The following is a 15,140-nucleotide window of genomic DNA, read 5'->3' as shown; positions in this document are numbered from 1 at the left end:
GTCACGTTGCGCGGATAATCGGGCGCAAGGCGCGCGGCACCGGCCCGCGCCGCACGATCCAGGAGAACCCAACGTGCCGCAACGACAGCCGCAAAATGCCCATCCGGCCGACGGCATCTACTTCGGGCTGATGTCGGGAACCAGCATGGACGGCGTCGATGGTGTCGCCGTGCGTTTCGAGGCCGGCCGTGCGCCGGTCGTGCTCGCGGAAGCGTTCGTCGGCTTCGCGCAATCGCTGCGCGACGCGCTGTTCGCGCTGCAGCAGCCCGGCCACGATGAAATCGACCGCGAATCGCTCGCGGCGAACGCGCTGGTCGCGCGCTACGCGGTGTGCTGCCACGAATTGCAGCGCACGGCCGGGCTGTCGCGCGACGAGATCCGCGCGATCGGCGTGCACGGCCAGACCGTGCGCCATCGCCCCGAGCGCGGCTATACGCGGCAGATCAACAACCCGGCGCTGCTCGCCGAGCTGACCCAGCTCGATGTGATCGCCGATTTCCGCAGCCGCGACGTCGCCGCGGGCGGCCATGGCGCGCCGCTCGCGCCGGCCTTCCATGCGACGGTGTTCGGCGCGCCGGGCGAAACGCGCGTCGTCTGCAATCTCGGCGGGATCAGCAACATCACGATCCTGCCCGGCGAAGGCGGCGACGTGCGCGGCTTCGACTGCGGCCCCGCGAACGCGCTGCTCGACGAATGGGCGACCCGCCATCTCGGCAAGCCGTACGACGACGGCGGCAAGTTCGCCGCGCGCGGCACCGTCCACGCGCCGCTGCTCGACGCGCTGCTCGACGAGCCGTATTTCGCCGCGCCGCCGCCGAAAAGCACCGGGCGCGACCTGTTCAATCCCGCATGGCTCGACGCAAAGCTCGCCGCGTTCGCGCAGGTCACGCCGGCGGACGTGCAGGCGACCCTTACCGCGCTCACGGCCGTGTCGGTCGCACGCGAGATCGCGCAGCACGCAGCGGGCTGCAAGGCCGTGTTCGTCTGCGGTGGCGGCGCACGCAATCCGGTGCTGCTCGGCGCCCTCCGGAACGCACTGCGCGAGGCCGGCGTGCCGGCCACGGTCGATACGACGGCCGCGCTCGGCGTGCCGCCGCAGCAGGTCGAGGCGCTCGCATTCGCGTGGCTCGCGTACCGCTTCACCGCGCGTCAGCCCGGCAATCTCGCGACGGTCACGGGCGCAGCCGGCAATCGCGTGCTGGGCGCGCTCTATCCGCGCTGATGCGGCGCCTGCCGCACGGCGGGCGCCGCATCGCCATGGCGAACGGGCATAAAAAACGGGGCATGATGCCCCGTTTTTCATTCCGGCGAACCGGATCGGATCTGTCGTGTGCTCAGACCGAGAACGACGAGCCGCACCCGCAGGTGGTGCTCGCGTTCGGGTTCTTGATCACGAACTGGGCGCCGTTGAGGTCGTCCTTGTAGTCGATCTCGGCGCCGACCAGGTACTGGTAGCTCATCGAGTCGATCAGGAGCTGGACGCCGTTCTTGTTCATCACGGTGTCGTCCTCGTTGACTTCCTCGTCGAACGTGAAGCCATACTGGAAGCCGGAGCAGCCGCCACCCTGCACGAACACGCGCAGCTTCAGGTCGGGATTGCCCTCTTCGTCGATCAGTTGCTTGACCTTGTCGGCTGCGGCGTCGGTGAAGACGAACGGAACCGGCATTTCGGCCGTCGTTGCTGCGGATTCGGTAACAGCGTTCATTGCGAACTCTCCAAAAAGCTTTAGCCGCTATTGTAGGGCCGATCAGAAGATCGTGCTGAAGTCCATGAAATCAATAGGTTCTTGTCGATTTCATCAAACACGCCCGCGCGGGCCGCGGCAGCACGCGCCTGGAAGCGGACATAAAAAAACCGCCAGCGCGAACGCTGGCGGTTTTTCCGGCGGACGCCGCCCGGGAGCGGCGAGGCCATGAAGCGGAATTAACGCTTCGAGAACTGCTTTGCGCGACGTGCCTTGCGCAGACCAACCTTCTTACGCTCGACTTCACGTGCATCGCGCGTGACGAAGCCTGCGTTCGACAGCGACGGCTTCAGCGTCGCATCGTAGTCGATCAGTGCACGGGTGATGCCGTGGCGCACTGCACCTGCCTGACCCGTTTCGCCGCCGCCGTTGACGTTGACCTTGATGTCGAACGTCTGGCCGTGGTTCGTGAGTTCCAGCGGTTGACGCACGATCATCAGCGACGTTTCACGCGAGAAGTAGTCAGCGATGGGCTTGCCGTTGACGATGATGTCGCCCTTGCCAGCCTTGATGAAGACACGTGCGACTGCGCTCTTGCGGCGGCCCGTACCGTAGTTCCAGTTACCGATCATGTGGGCTCCCCTTAGATCTCGAGCGCCTTCGGCTGTTGCGCCGAATGCGGATGCGTAGCTTCAGCGTAGACCTTCAGCTTCTTGATCATCGCGTAGCCGAGCGGGCCCTTCGGCAGCATGCCCTTGACCGCTTTCTCGAGCGCGCGGCCCGGGAAGCGTTCTTGCATCTTGCCGAACGTCGTTTCATAGATGCCGCCCGGGTAGCCCGAGTGACGGTAGTACTTCTTGTCCAGAGTCTTGTTGCCCGTGACCTTCAACTTGCTTGCGTTGATGATGATGATGAAATCACCAGTGTCGACGTGCGGGGTGAACTCAGGCTTGTGCTTGCCGCGCAGACGGCGTGCCACTTCGCTGGCAACACGGCCGAGAACCTTATCCGTCGCGTCAATCACGTACCATTCGCGCGTCACCTCATGGGCTTTTGCGGAAAACGTCTTCATGATCGATCCAAAAAAATTGCTTTGCCCGATGTGTTCTTCCTGCTTGTCTGTGTGCGCTTCGAGGCGCGGTGCAGGCTCTCCCTGTTCTTTTTCCGTGGGCATGAATGCGGAAAAGCCCTGAATTATAAAGGAAATACGGCAACGCGGTCAAAGGGAATCCACTTCCCGTGTCCACGGCGGCCGAAATGGGCCAAAATCCGTTCGTGCCCCGACAAATCAGGCGAACCGAGCGCCCGGGGAGGCACCCATCGACGCGCGGCACATGACCATCCCGCGCCAGACCGGCCGAATCTGGAAAACAACAAACAAGCATGATGAATCAACGACTTACGCCCTTCCTTGCGGCCGCACTGCTGGCCGCCGCGGCGCCTGCCGTCGCCGCCCGCACCGACTGCGAAGCCAAGCTCGACGCACTCGATACGCGCATTACCGAAGCCCGCGCCGCCCATGCCGAGGATCGCGTCGCCCGCCTGCGCGCGGTGCGCGAACGCGTCCGTCACTTCTGCGCACGCGGGCACGGCCATGCGTCGGCTGTCCACGCGCCGGCACCTGACACACGCACGCCCGGCACGGCGCCCGCCGCAACCGCGCAGCCGGCCGCCAAGCAACCGGCGTAACGATGCCGGGGCGCGCAAGCCGCGCGCCGATGTTTGCATGGGACGAAAAAAAGCCCGAACGGCTGGTTCGGGCTTAATCCACCATAGGAGGAGGGTGGAGGAGACATTCGGAGGTTGCCGCAGCGCGACAACCAATGAGGCTCATTATACGAATGCGTCGCCGACTTCACAAGAAAATTTGCATTACGAAATCAAACACCATAATGCGGAATTTTTCGCGTCGCGTTTGAAAAATTCGCTTTTCCCTTTTAAATCAAACACCTGATCCCGTCGGACAGGCGCGAAGACACCCTGCTTCTAGAGCAAAACCCCTAAATCCGAGCGGGAAATGGCCGTCCGGCGCGCCCCTCGCGCGGCTCCGGCATTGCGCGTCGTGCAGCGCATCAGCCGTCCGTTGCGCAGCGGGCTACAATGCCGGATCGAATCCGAATCAGGCAACGCTGGAGTGCAAGCATGGAATGCAAAGTAAGCTGGATGGGCCAGGACGGCATGGCGTTTTCCGCCGAGACCGGCAGCGGCCACCTCGTCACGATGGACGGCGCGCCCGAAGGCGGTGGCCACAACCTCGCGCCGCGCCCGATGGAAATGGTGCTGCTCGGTACCGGCGGCTGCACGGCCTATGACGTCGTGCTGATCCTGAAGAAGAGCCGCCAGGAAGTCAGCGGCTGCTCGGTCACGCTGAAGGCCGAGCGCGCGAGCGAAGATCCGAAAGTGTTTACGAAGGTGCACTTCCACTTCACCGTCACCGGGCGCAACCTGAACCCGTCCACGGTCGAACGCGCGATCAACCTGTCGCACGACAAGTATTGCTCCGCGTCGATCATGATCGCGAAGACGGCCGAACTCACGCATTCGTTCGACATCGTCGCCGGCTGAACGCACGGCGAGCGCGCATGAAAAAAGGGCCGGCGCTCCGTGAGGAGACGCCGGCCCTTTCGCATTCGAACGGCAAAGCAGGCCGATAAGCCGGATTCTGTGCACGCTGCACGCCGAAGCGCACAACGCGTGGCAGCCATTCCTCTAGGCGCGCCATTGCTGACGCGCTCAAGCTTCCTACCCGCAGACGAGACGGGGGCCCCGTCCTGCATCCGAAAATGCGCGCCTGCCTACTTGGAATTGCTCCGGGTGGAGGTTACCGTGCCGGCGAACGTCGCCGTCGCCGCGGTGCGCTCTTACCGCACCGTTTCACCCTTACCTGATCCCGGCTTACGCCGGGCCATCGGCGGTTTGCTTTCTGTTGCCCTGTTCCGCGTGTCGCCACGGATGGCCGTTAGCCATCACCCTGCCCTGTGGAGTCCGGACTTTCCTCGCCCCCGCGCGCCCGAAGGCGGCGAGGCCGCGACTGCCTGGCCTGCTTTGCGACGCGCATTCTAGCACTGCGCGCCGCAGGCCGCATGCGGCCGGGTTCGTGCGACGGCGCGGTGGCTCATGCCAGCTTCCAGCCGATCGTCTCGCCGCCGCGCAGCGGCACGACGGGCGTATCGCCCGCGAAGATCTCGCGCGGCAGTTCCCATGCCTCGCGACGCAGCGTGACCGTCTCGGCGCTGCGCGGCAGCCCGTAGAAGTCGGCGCCGAAGAAGCTCGCGAAGCCTTCCAGCTTGTCGAGCGCGCCGGCTGTGTCGAATGCTTCCGCGTACAGTTCGAGCGCGTGCAGCGCCGTGTAGCAGCCCGCGCAGCCGCACGCGGTTTCCTTCGCGTCGCGCGCATGCGGCGCGCTGTCGGTGCCGAGGAAAAAGCGCGGGTTGCCCGACGTCGCGGCTTCGACCAGTGCGACGCGATGCGTCTCGCGCTTCAGCACCGGCAGGCAGTAGTAGTGCGGGCGAATCCCGCCGACGAACAGCGCGTTGCGGTTGTACAGCAGGTGATGCGCGGTGATCGTCGCGCCGAGCAGGCCGGGCGCCGCGTCCGCGTCGCGCACGTAGTCGGCCGCGTCCTTCGTCGTGATGTGTTCGAACACCACCTTCAGGCCCGGGAAATCACGACGCAGCGGCGTCATCACGCGGTCGATGAAGACCTTCTCACGGTCGAACAGGTCGATCGACGCATCGGTCACCTCGCCGTGCACGAGCAGCGGCATGCCGGTTTCCTGCATCGCCTCGAGCGTCTTCGCGCATTTCGCGAGATCGGTGACGCCGTGGTCGGAGTTCGTCGTCGCACCGGCCGGATACAGCTTCACGCCATGCACGAAGCCGCTTTCGCGCGCGCGGCGAATCTCGTCGGGCGGCGTGTTGTCGGTCAGGTACAGCGTCATCAGCGGTTCGAACGTCATCCCGGCCGGCAGCGCGGCGAGGATGCGCTCGCGATAGGCCTGCGCCTGCGCGGTGGTCGTCACCGGCGGCTTCAGGTTCGGCATGACGATCGCGCGGCCGAACTGGCGCGCGGTGTGCGGCAGCACGGCGGCCAGCATGTCGCCGTCTCGCAGGTGCAGGTGCCAGTCGTCGGGACGGGCGAGCGAGAGCGTCGCCGGGGAGGAAGCGTTCGAGGCAGTCATAGGAGGCGTCGTGAGGAACGGGCTGGCCATCGGCGGGGCCGGAACGCGCGTGCGCGGGCCGACTGACGGCAAACCGCAACACGGGGCCTTCGGCCGGCGGAATCCGCTTTTTACCGCTCAGGGCTCGGTGATATGCTAGAAGCCGCATTGTACCGGGGTTCGCCCGGTTCGTTACCCCCCCGCCTCAGCCTGCTGCCCCAAGTAAAATGTGCCAACTCTTAGGAATGAACTGCGCCGCGCCGACGGACGTCACATTCTCCTTCACAGGTTTCGCGGCCCGGGGCGGGCTCACCGATCACCATGCCGACGGCTGGGGCATCGCGTTCTTCGAAGACAAGGCCTGCCGCCTGTTCATCGATCACCAGGCCTCGGCCACGTCGCCGATCGCCGAAATGGTGAAGCGCTACCCGATCAAGTCCAAGAACACGATCGCGCACATCCGCAAGGCGACGCAAGGCCACATCCTGCTCGAGAACAGCCATCCGTTCATGCGCGAGCTGTGGGGCCGGCACTGGATCTTCGCGCACAACGGCGACCTGCAGGACTACGCACCTGACATGGACGGCAGCGTCTATCATCCGGTCGGCACGACCGACAGCGAGCAGGCGTTCTGCGTGCTGATGCAGGGGCTGCGCGAAGCGTTCCCCGGGGCGCAGCCGCCGTTGCCCGAACTGTTCGAGCGCGTCGGCGAGTTGACGCGCGGCATCACCGATCACGGCGTGTTCAACTTCCTGATGTCGAACGGCCAGGCGCTGTTCGCGCATTGCTCGACGCGGCTGCACTACCTCGTGCGGCGCTGGCCGTTCTCGACCGCGCACCTCGTCGACGAAGACCTGTCGATCGACTTCGCGAAATACACGACGCCCGAGGATCGCGTCGCGGTGATCGCGACCCAGCCGCTCACCGACAATGAAGTCTGGACCGCGTTCGAGCCGGGCGAGCTGATCATGTTCCAGTGCGGCGACGTCGCCGCGCGGATGCGGATCCCGGTGCCGGAACGCGTGCTCGAGAAGCTGCGCAATCCGGCGCTCGACGCGTCGGCATCGGCGCCGCGCGACACGCGCGAGGTGCTCGCCACCGCCGCCGAAGTCGATTCGGACGACGCGATCGACTTCTGAGCGTCCGGCGCGCCAGCGCCCTCCTCCGTTCACCTTTTCGCCGCTGCACGGCGAGTCGATGGCCGCCCGCCGCGTCCGATCGCGGCGAGCGCTTCGTGCTCAAACGATTCATTAACGCTCATTGTCGGAACAAATCGCTCACCCGAGCACCGACTGCGTTTCATCCGGACCGCAGTCCGGCATATCGAAGCGGCGCCGCACCACACTTTTCAGAGTTAATTTATTTTCAATAGAAAATAAATTAAAAACCAAAATGCGGCATCGATTTTCAGATAATCCGGCAACCGCATTTTAACGCACCCATCCGGCGCAAACCGTGCGCCACGCCACTGAGCCGGCAATCTCTGATTCGCATCGCTCAAATCCACCAATCCCTTATACAGCAAGGCTTTCAGTTCGATTCATCACACAATCAAAAAATATACGATGAAAACAGCATGATTGCCGCATTTGTTAGCTTCCCGACAATCGATCGCTCGCCCGATCAATAGACTCCGCCCATCCTCGGTGTAACGAATTGCGATTCGCGGAGAAACGGCCACGGCCGCCTCACCCCCATTCACGCCATTCTCCACCGCGGATTGCGATTTCACTGCGCCGCGGTGAAAACCACATCAAAACAAGAGAGAGGGGCTTGTCGTGAATCATTCATTTCGATCGATATGGAACGAGACCATCGGTTGCTGGGTCCCGGTTGCGGAAACGGCACGGGCGCGCGGCAAGCGTTCGGGTAGCGCTTCCTGCGCGAGCCGCCGCGCCGCACACGCGGCAACGCCCCGGACATCGCTTCGCATCGTCGCATTCGGCGCGTTGCTGGCCGCGCTGTCGGCCGGTTCCGCGCATGCCTCGACCTGCGGCGGCGGCACGGCCGTCGCGAACGGCGGCACGTGCGCGCCCGGCAGCTTCAGCCCGACCGTCAACGACAACCTGGCAGGCTCCGCCACCGTCTCAGGCGGCGACACCATCGGCGTGTCGGGCGCATGGACCGGCGCCGGCGGCGACCCGGGCTACACGCTCACGCCGATCGGCAGCACGACCATCGTGTCGGGCAACCCGAACCAGCCGCTGCTGTCGCTCGGCGGCAAGACGCACAGCGTCAGCACGCCCGACTCGATCACCGGCACCCGTACGTCGGTCGCGACCTACGACTCGTCCGCGTTCGCCGCGTCGACGGCCGGCGCGACCCAGGTGCCCGTCTACCACGACGTGAACGGCGATCAGTACGTGAACACGCGCATCGGCACCGTCACCGCCACCGGCGGCACGCTCAACGTGTCGATCGGCAATGCGGCGAACGCGCCCGATGCAGCCGGCAACGCGATCGAGATGGCCGCGAAGCAGACCGACCTGACCTTCGCGGACGGCACGGGCGCCGCGAAGAGCACCGTCACCTGGAACTCGCGCAACCAGGTCCGCTTCACCACGGGCGACTATCTTGCGGACGGCGGCGCCGTCGGCAGCCACCAGCTCGACGTGCCGGCCTACGCGGGCACCTTCACCGCGTTCGACGGCAGCACGTGGAAGGTCACCGACGCCGCATCGCTCGCCGCGTACAACGACTTTCTCGTGCGCTCGGTGCAAAGCGGCGCGCTCGGCTCGCAGGCCGCCTACGACAGCGCGTTCAGCCAGGCCGTCACGTTCTCGCAGCAATCCTTCCAGTATCAGAACACCGTTTCCGCGGGCGACAAGAACACGCTGCCGATCGATCACCTGTCGGCAATGCACGGCACGGGTGCGAACGCGACGCTGCAGATCGGCAAGGACGGCCAGATCGACTTCCGCGGCGTCAACACGATCGACTCGAGCTCGGCCGTCCTCGCGGAAAATGGCGCGCACTTCGTCAACGACGGGCGCCTGTCGGGCGACTTCACGCTGGTGCGCCTGCTGAGCGGGGCAAGCGGCGTCAACAACGGCGTGATCTCGTCCGGGTACGCGTCCGGCGACGACTTCGACACGAGCGGCAGCACGCCGCCAAACAACTTCAACTACCACGCGTACACCGAAGGCAACGGCGTATTTGCGAACGGCACGGGCACGTCGTTCGTCAACCACGGCGTGATGAACGTCGGCGCGTGGACGCTCGACGGCAACCAGCCGGCCCTGCAGAACTACGCGGTCGCCGTGACAGGCGGCGCGACGGCATCGAACGCCGGCACGATCAACGTCGGCGTCAACGCGACGACGCTCGACAGCCAGGTGATCGGCGGCCTCGTCGCCGGCGGCAGCTTCACGAACGAAGCCGGCGGCACGATCTACGTCGGCCGCTCGGCACAGTACGCACCCGGCGGAACGACGAACGACGTCGCGCTCGCGGCGCACGCGTACGGCATCCTGCTCGGTGCATCGGGCACCGCGAGCAACCTCGGCACGATCGTGATCGGCTCGCAGACGCAGAACGGCGCCGCGCTGGCGAGCATCGGCTCAACCTCCGGCACGCTGACCAATGCGGGTGCGATCGTCGTCAACGGCGCGGCGTCCGGCACGCCGCTCGCCAACGTCGGCATGCTCGCGGCCAACACGGCCGCGACCGTGACCAACACCGGCACCATCACGCTGAATGGCGTCAACGGCATCGGCATCATGGCCGTCGGCACCGGTGCGCAGGCAACGTCCGCCCTGTCGAGCGGCACGATCAACGTCGCCGGCGGCCTCGATCCCGCCTCGGGCACGCGCAACTATGGCGTGTGGGCCGAAGGGCCGCGCGCCACGGCCACGCTCGACGGCGCGCTCAACCTGACGGGCACCGGCGCGATCGGCGTGCATGCACGCTCGGGCGCGACGATCAACGTCGGCGCCAATGCCGTGCCGGCCTTCATGTCGGGCACCCACCAGATCGGCTTCTACGCGTATGGCGCGGGCTCGAAGATCAACGTCGCCGCGCAGCACCTCAGCGTCGACACCGACGATTCGACGCTGTTCCGCGTCGCGGGCGGCGCGGCCTACACGGGCACGTCGACGGCCGGCGCGCTGACGACCGACGTCAACGGCCAGCGCGCGCACGGCGTGCTCGCGACCGACGCCGGCACCGTGCTGTCGACCGGCAACGCGATCTACAACGTCAACGGCGCCAACGGCATCGCGATCGCGGTCGAAGGCGGTGCGCAAGGCACGATCGACGCGGGCGCGACGATCAACCTGAACGCGGCCGGTGCGATCGCTGGGGTCGTCGACGGGCAGGCGCATGATCTCGCCGGCGCGAACGCCGGTGGCCCGGTCGCCACGACGCTCACCAACCACGCCGCCGTCACGTCATCGACGGCCGGCGTGACCGGCTTCGTCGCGCAGAACCTCGGCACGCTCGAGAACCGCGACACGGTGCTGCTGACGGGCGCCGGCTCGACCGGCGTCGTGATCGGCACGCTCGGCACGGTGAACAACGCGTCGACGATCCGCGTATCCGACGGCACCGGTGCGCTCGTCCAGGGTGCGTCGGCGACGCTCGCCAACACCGGTTCGATCGAAGCCGACGACGGCATCGCGGGCGTCCACCTGACGGGCACCGGCGCATCGGTCGCGCTGTCGGGCGCCGGCACCGTGATCGCGAGCGGCAGCGCCGACGGCGTGCTGATCGACTCGACCGTGACGGGCGGCGGGCTCGCGGCCGGCGCGACGTCGATCGCGGTCGGCGGCTCGGGCAAGGGGATCGACAACCAGGGGACGAACGCGACGATCGCGCTGGCCGGCACGCAGATCGGCACGACCGGCGGCGGCGCCGACGGCGTGTCGTCGACGGGCGCCGGCGCACGCATCGCGACCGATGCGGCGACCGTCGTCAGGACCACCGGCGACAACGCACGCGGCTTCTTCGTGTCGGGGGCGGATTCGACGCTGGCGGCCAACGGCACGACCGTCGCGACGACCGGCGCGGGTTCGGCCGCGATCGTGACGACCGGCGGCGCGACCGCGCTGCTGTCGGGTGCGACGATCACCACGTCGGGCGCGACGTCCGACGGCCTCGTCGCGCGGAACGGCGGCCGCATCGGCGATACGGGCTCGACGATCGCCAGCGCCGCCGGCAACGGCGCCACCGTCGACAGCGGCGGCGTGCTCGCGATGACCGGCACGACGCTCAAGGGTGCGACGGCCGGCGTGCTGACGTCCGATACGCTCGCAAACGGTGCGACGAGCTCGGTGCTCGTCGACGGCGGCAGCGTCACGTCCGTCACCGGGCCGGCTTTCGCCGCGCGCGGCGGCACGGCCGACATCGCCGTGCGCAACGGCACGGTCGTGACGGCCGGCAACGGCACGCTGCTCGACCTGTCGAACGGCAGCCACGCCACCTTCACCGCATCGGCCGTGAACCTGGCGGGCGACATCGTCTCCGACGCATCGAGCACCGGCAACGTGTTCCTCTCGAACGGCACGACGCTGACCGGCAAGATCGATCCGGTCGCACTAACCGTCGACCCCACCAGCACGTGGCGCATGACGGGCAGCTCGGTGCTGGGCAGCCTGAACAACGCGGGCCTCGTCGCATTCGCCGCACCGACCGGTTCGCCGACGCTCGCGGGCAGCTACAAGACGCTGACGACCGGCAACTACGTCGGCAACGGCGGCACGATCGCGCTCAACACGTTCCTCGGCGCCGACGCGTCGCCGACCGATCGGGTGATCGTGAACGGCGGCGCCGCGAGCGGCACGACGGGCCTGAAGATCGCCAACACGGCCGGCACCGGCGCGCAGACGAAGGGCGACGGGATTCCGGTGGTCGTCACGGCCAACGGCGGCACGACCACCGCGTCGGCGTTCCAGCTCGCGGGCCCTGTGCAGGCGGGCGCGTACGAATACCGGCTCTATCGCGGCGGGCAAGGCGACGCGAACGGCTGGTACCTGCGCTCGCAACTCGATCCGTCGGACCCCGGCGACCCGATCCACCCGTCCGGCGGCGGTGACGGCGGCAACAACGGGAATGGCAGCGGTGGCACGCTCGCGTATCGCCCTGGCGTGTCGGGCTATGCCCTCACGCCGCTGCTCAACGCCGACTACGGCTTCTCCACGCTGGGCAAGCTGCACGAGCGCGTCGGCGACATCTACAACCTCGAAAAGCAGCAGCCCGGCAATCGCGACGGCGTGTGGGGACGCATCGGCGGCCAGAGTCTCGACGCGAACGCGGGCCGCTTCGCGGCCGACGAGCGCACGTTCTTCGCGCAGTTCGGCAAGGACTGGACGCTCGACCAGGCGCCGAACGGCGGCGGCAGCACGCATGCGGGCGTGACGGCCAGCATCGGCGTGTCGAACGCGAGCTTCAGCGACATGGCGCGCGCCGCTACGGCCAACCTGTCGACGTCGACGGGCTCGGTCGAGATGCACGCGCAAAGCATCGGCGGCTACTGGACCCGGTACCTGTCCGACGGCACCTACTTCGACAGCGTCGGTCAGGTCACGCACTACGGCAACCGCTATCGCGACAGCTACGGCAACGAGGCGTCGCAGAACGGCTTCGGCATCGCGCTGTCGCAGGAAGTCGGCAAGCCGTTCGCGATCGGCGCGCTGCCGGTCGCGGTCGAGCCGCAGGCGCAGCTCATGTACCAGTACCTGAAGCTGAACGGGTTCAACGACACCGTCTCGGCAGTATCGGGTACGACGACGAACGCGCTGCGCGGCCGCGTCGGCGTGCGCATCTTCCGGCCGAACCTCCAGTCGGATTCGGGCGGCGGCGCCGCCACGCCGTACTTCACGGCCGACGTGCTGCACGACTTCGTGTCGCCGGGCCAGACCGTCGTCGGCGGCACGCCGTTCGCGACGCATCTCGGCCGCACGTGGTACGAACTCGGCGTCGGCGTGACCGCGGGCTTCGGCAAGTCGGGCGAGCTGTACGCGAACGCGAAGATCGCGCGCAACATCGGCGGCGACTACCGGCGCGGCATCGTCGGGCAGGTCGGCTACCGCTACAGCTGGTAACGGCGCTTACCCACGTAACGGCGGACGAAAAAAAACCGCCCGGCGCTCGGCCGGGCGGTTTTCGTATCGGCGCACCTGCAGCGCCGACGCGCGCGAACGCTCAGTGCAGGATCTTCGCGAGGAAGTCCTTCGCGCGTTCCGATTTCGGATTCGAGAAGAAATCGTCCTTGCGGTCGTCCTCGACGATCGCGCCCTTGTCCATGAAGATCACGCGATGGGCGACCTTCTTCGCGAAGCCCATCTCGTGCGTGACGACCATCATCGTCATCCCTTCCTGCGCGAGTTCGACCATCACGTCGAGCACTTCGTTGATCATCTCGGGGTCGAGCGCGGACGTCGGCTCGTCGAACAGCATCGCGATCGGGTCCATCGACAACGCACGCGCGATCGCGACACGCTGCTGCTGGCCGCCCGACAGCTGGCCCGGGAACTTGTGCGCATGCGCCTTCAGGCCGACGCGGTCGAGCAGCTTCATGCCCTTCTCGTTCGCCTCGTCCTTGCCGCGGCCGAGCACCTTGACCTGCGCGAGCGTCAGGTTCTCGGTAATCGACAGGTGCGGGAACAGCTCGAAATGCTGGAACACCATCCCGACCTTCGAGCGCAGCTTCGACAGGTTCGTCTTCTTGTCGCCGACCGACTGGCCGTTCACGAGGATCTCGCCCTGCTGGAACGGCTCGAGGCCGTTCACGGTCTTGATCAGCGTGGATTTACCCGAGCCCGACGGGCCGCACACGACGACCACTTCACCTTTCTTGACCTCGGTCGTGCAGTCGGTGAGAACCTGAAACTGGCCGTACCACTTCGAAACGTTCTTGATGGAAATCATCTTGTGACCTTTTTCTGGAGACCCTTGACGAGTGCGGACGCCAACGAGCAAATCACGAAATAGCATGCGCCGGCGAACAGGACCATCTCGACGGTCGTGCCGTCGCGATCGCCGATGTTGGCCGCCGTGCGGAAGAAGTCCGCGAGACTGATCACGTACACGAGCGACGTATCCTGGAACAGGACGATCGCCTGCGTGAGCAGCAGCGGCACCATCGCGCGGAACGCCTGCGGCAGGATCACGAGGCGCATCGCCTGCGCGTAGTTCATGCCGAGCGCGAACGCGGCGTTCACCTGCCCGCGCGGCACCGACTGGATGCCGGCGCGGATGATCTCGGAATAATACGCGGCTTCGAACAGCGAGAACGCGACCATCGCCGATGCGAGGCGGATGTCGATCGTCGGCGACAACCCGAGCACGCCCTGCAGCAGCTGCGGCACGATCAGGAAGAACCACAACAGCACCATCACGAGCGGGATCGAACGGAACACCGTCACGTACGCTTTCGCGAACCACGCGAGCGGCGTCACGCCGGACAGCCGCAGCAGCGCGAGCAGCGTGCCCCAGACGATCCCGACCACGATCGCGATCAGCGTGATCTGGAACGTGACGACCGCCCCCGTCCACAGCGTCGGCAGCGCGCCGGGAATACTACTCCAGTCGAACTGATGCATCACTTGCCTCCGATATAGCCGGGCAGCCGCGTACGGCCTTCGATCCAGCGCATGAACGCCATCACGACGAGGTTGATGATCACGTAGGCGAGCGTCACCGCGATGAACGATTCATACGTCTGCGCGGTGTAGTCGACGAGCTGGCGCGCCTGCGCGGACAGGTCGAGCAGGCCGATCGTCGACGCGACGGCGGAGTTCTTGAAGATGTTCAGGAATTCCGACGTGAGCGGCGGCACGATGATCCGGTACGCAACGGGCAGCAGCACGTAGCGGTACGTCTGCCATTGCGTGAAGCCCATCGCGAGACCGGCGGCGCGCTGGCCCTTCGGCAGCGCGTTGATCCCCGAGCGCACCTGTTCGCACACACGCGCGCCCGTGAACAGGCCGAGACAGATGATCGACGCGGTAAAGAACTGCGTGGCGGGCGGCAACTGCTTGATCCAGGTGCCGATCGATGCGGGCAGCAGTTCCGGTATCACGAGATACCAGATGAAGAACTGCACGATCAGCGGAATGTTCCGGAAGATCGACACGTACACGGTACCGATCGCGGACAGCCATTTGTTCGGCACGGTGCGCAGCACGCCGAACAGCGAACCGACGATCAGCGCGATGACCCAGGCGACGAGCGACACTTCGATGGTCACCCAGAAGCCGGACATCAGCCATCCGAAATAAGTCGTCGGCTCGCCGGTCGAGACGGGGCTCAGGAAGATGCCCCAGTTCCAGTGGTAAGACATGGGCAAGACTCCAGCA

At 66.4% G+C, this 15,140-nt stretch carries 13 protein-coding genes and 1 other RNA gene; 5 read left to right on the top strand and 9 right to left on the bottom strand.

Annotated features, from left to right (window positions below; translation table 11 throughout):
- The first annotated feature begins 73 nt into the window (after positions 1-73).
- Positions 74-1,222, top strand: coding sequence for an anhydro-N-acetylmuramic acid kinase (locus F3J15_RS19875; protein ID WP_166893561.1), 1,149 nt, complete (start codon positions 74-76; stop codon positions 1,220-1,222).
- A 112-nt stretch (positions 1,223-1,334) separates the two neighbouring features.
- Here the strand turns inward: F3J15_RS19875 and erpA are convergent, their stop codons facing one another.
- Genes erpA through rplM form a run of 4 tightly spaced genes read right to left on the bottom strand, consistent with a single transcriptional unit; the run spans position 1,335 to position 2,757 of the window.
- A complete protein-coding gene (erpA, locus tag F3J15_RS19870) occupies positions 1,335-1,706 on the bottom strand; it encodes an iron-sulfur cluster insertion protein ErpA (protein WP_011350956.1) in 372 nt (123 codons plus the stop codon).
- Between the two features lie 20 nt (positions 1,707-1,726).
- A complete protein-coding gene (locus F3J15_RS19865; protein WP_166893546.1) occupies positions 1,727-1,915 on the bottom strand; it encodes a hypothetical protein in 189 nt (62 codons plus the stop codon).
- 9 nt (positions 1,916-1,924) lie between these two features.
- Positions 1,925-2,317: a 30S ribosomal protein S9 gene (gene rpsI, locus F3J15_RS19860; RefSeq protein WP_011883283.1), complete on the bottom strand. Its 393-nt coding sequence runs from the start codon at positions 2,315-2,317 to the stop codon at positions 1,925-1,927.
- A gap of 11 nt (positions 2,318-2,328) precedes the next feature.
- Positions 2,329-2,757, bottom strand: coding sequence for a 50S ribosomal protein L13 (rplM, locus tag F3J15_RS19855; RefSeq protein WP_009687896.1), 429 nt, complete (start codon positions 2,755-2,757; stop codon positions 2,329-2,331).
- Positions 2,758-3,068: 311 nt separating this feature from the next.
- Between rplM and F3J15_RS19850 the strand changes: the two genes are divergently transcribed.
- The gene (locus tag F3J15_RS19850; protein ID WP_089483434.1) at positions 3,069-3,374 is read left to right on the top strand and encodes a DUF1090 family protein; all 306 of its coding nucleotides are present in this window, start codon (positions 3,069-3,071) and stop codon (positions 3,372-3,374) included.
- Positions 3,375-3,785: 411 nt separating this feature from the next.
- Positions 3,786-4,250 (top strand): OsmC family protein, encoded by a 465-nt coding sequence (locus F3J15_RS19845; RefSeq protein ID WP_172625585.1) that lies wholly within the window; start codon positions 3,786-3,788, stop codon positions 4,248-4,250.
- A 70-nt stretch (positions 4,251-4,320) separates the two neighbouring features.
- Here F3J15_RS19845 and rnpB read toward each other — a convergent pair.
- Both rnpB and pyrC read right to left on the bottom strand, forming a co-directional pair.
- Positions 4,321-4,732, bottom strand: an RNA gene (gene rnpB / locus F3J15_RS19840) — RNase P RNA component class A.
- Between the two features lie 68 nt (positions 4,733-4,800).
- On the bottom strand, positions 4,801-5,865 hold the full coding sequence (pyrC, locus tag F3J15_RS19835) for a dihydroorotase (protein ID WP_011350953.1): 1,065 nt from the start codon (positions 5,863-5,865) through the stop codon (positions 4,801-4,803).
- 206 nt (positions 5,866-6,071) lie between these two features.
- Between pyrC and F3J15_RS19830 the strand changes: the two genes are divergently transcribed.
- Positions 6,072-6,983: a class II glutamine amidotransferase gene (locus F3J15_RS19830; RefSeq protein ID WP_089424497.1), complete on the top strand. Its 912-nt coding sequence runs from the start codon at positions 6,072-6,074 to the stop codon at positions 6,981-6,983.
- Positions 6,984-7,622: 639 nt separating this feature from the next.
- On the top strand, positions 7,623-12,884 hold the full coding sequence (locus F3J15_RS19825; protein ID WP_166893559.1) for an autotransporter outer membrane beta-barrel domain-containing protein: 5,262 nt from the start codon (positions 7,623-7,625) through the stop codon (positions 12,882-12,884).
- 100 nt (positions 12,885-12,984) lie between these two features.
- On the opposite strand, the gene F3J15_RS19820 is transcribed toward F3J15_RS19825, so the two are convergent.
- Genes F3J15_RS19820 through F3J15_RS19810 form a run of 3 tightly spaced genes read right to left on the bottom strand, consistent with a single transcriptional unit; the run spans position 12,985 to position 15,124 of the window.
- Positions 12,985-13,710 carry an amino acid ABC transporter ATP-binding protein gene (locus tag F3J15_RS19820; RefSeq protein ID WP_011350949.1) on the bottom strand — a complete coding sequence of 242 codons (726 nt, stop codon included), beginning with the start codon at positions 13,708-13,710 and terminating at the stop codon, positions 12,985-12,987.
- Complete coding sequence (gltK, locus tag F3J15_RS19815) at positions 13,707-14,384, bottom strand: glutamate/aspartate ABC transporter permease GltK (protein WP_069247135.1); 678 nt, start codon at positions 14,382-14,384, stop codon at positions 13,707-13,709. Before gltK ends, F3J15_RS19820 begins: the two co-directional genes overlap by 4 nt.
- Complete coding sequence (locus tag F3J15_RS19810) at positions 14,384-15,124, bottom strand: amino acid ABC transporter permease (RefSeq protein ID WP_089483431.1); 741 nt, start codon at positions 15,122-15,124, stop codon at positions 14,384-14,386. The genes gltK and F3J15_RS19810 overlap by 1 nt, the downstream gene beginning before the upstream one ends.
- Positions 15,125-15,140: the final 16 nt, after the last annotated feature.

This window comes from Burkholderia sp. Ap-955, assembly GCF_011753045.1.
Lineage (GTDB): Bacteria > Pseudomonadota > Gammaproteobacteria > Burkholderiales > Burkholderiaceae > Burkholderia > Burkholderia lata_D.
The sequence above is the reverse complement of the archived record's forward strand: the minus strand, read 5'-3'. Positions and strand labels throughout refer to the sequence as shown.

What these genes read in the sequence shown, in the direction of transcription:
- erpA (WP_011350956.1), bottom strand. Translation starts at nt 1,706, where the DNA reads ATGAACGCTGTTACCGAATCCGCAGCAACGACGGCCGAAATGCCGGTT.
- F3J15_RS19865 (WP_166893546.1), bottom strand. Translation starts at nt 1,915, where the DNA reads ATGGCCTCGCCGCTCCCGGGCGGCGTCCGCCGGAAAAACCGCCAGCGT.
- rpsI (WP_011883283.1), bottom strand. Translation starts at nt 2,317, where the DNA reads ATGATCGGTAACTGGAACTACGGTACGGGCCGCCGCAAGAGCGCAGTC.
- rplM (WP_009687896.1), bottom strand. Translation starts at nt 2,757, where the DNA reads ATGAAGACGTTTTCCGCAAAAGCCCATGAGGTGACGCGCGAATGGTAC.
- F3J15_RS19850 (WP_089483434.1), top strand. Translation starts at nt 3,069, where the DNA reads ATGATGAATCAACGACTTACGCCCTTCCTTGCGGCCGCACTGCTGGCC.
- F3J15_RS19845 (WP_172625585.1), top strand. Translation starts at nt 3,786, where the DNA reads ATGCCGGATCGAATCCGAATCAGGCAACGCTGGAGTGCAAGCATGGAA.
- pyrC (WP_011350953.1), bottom strand. Translation starts at nt 5,865, where the DNA reads ATGACTGCCTCGAACGCTTCCTCCCCGGCGACGCTCTCGCTCGCCCGT.
- F3J15_RS19830 (WP_089424497.1), top strand. Translation starts at nt 6,072, where the DNA reads ATGTGCCAACTCTTAGGAATGAACTGCGCCGCGCCGACGGACGTCACA.
- F3J15_RS19820 (WP_011350949.1), bottom strand. Translation starts at nt 13,710, where the DNA reads ATGATTTCCATCAAGAACGTTTCGAAGTGGTACGGCCAGTTTCAGGTT.
- gltK (WP_069247135.1), bottom strand. Translation starts at nt 14,384, where the DNA reads ATGCATCAGTTCGACTGGAGTAGTATTCCCGGCGCGCTGCCGACGCTG.
- F3J15_RS19810 (WP_089483431.1), bottom strand. Translation starts at nt 15,124, where the DNA reads ATGTCTTACCACTGGAACTGGGGCATCTTCCTGAGCCCCGTCTCGACC.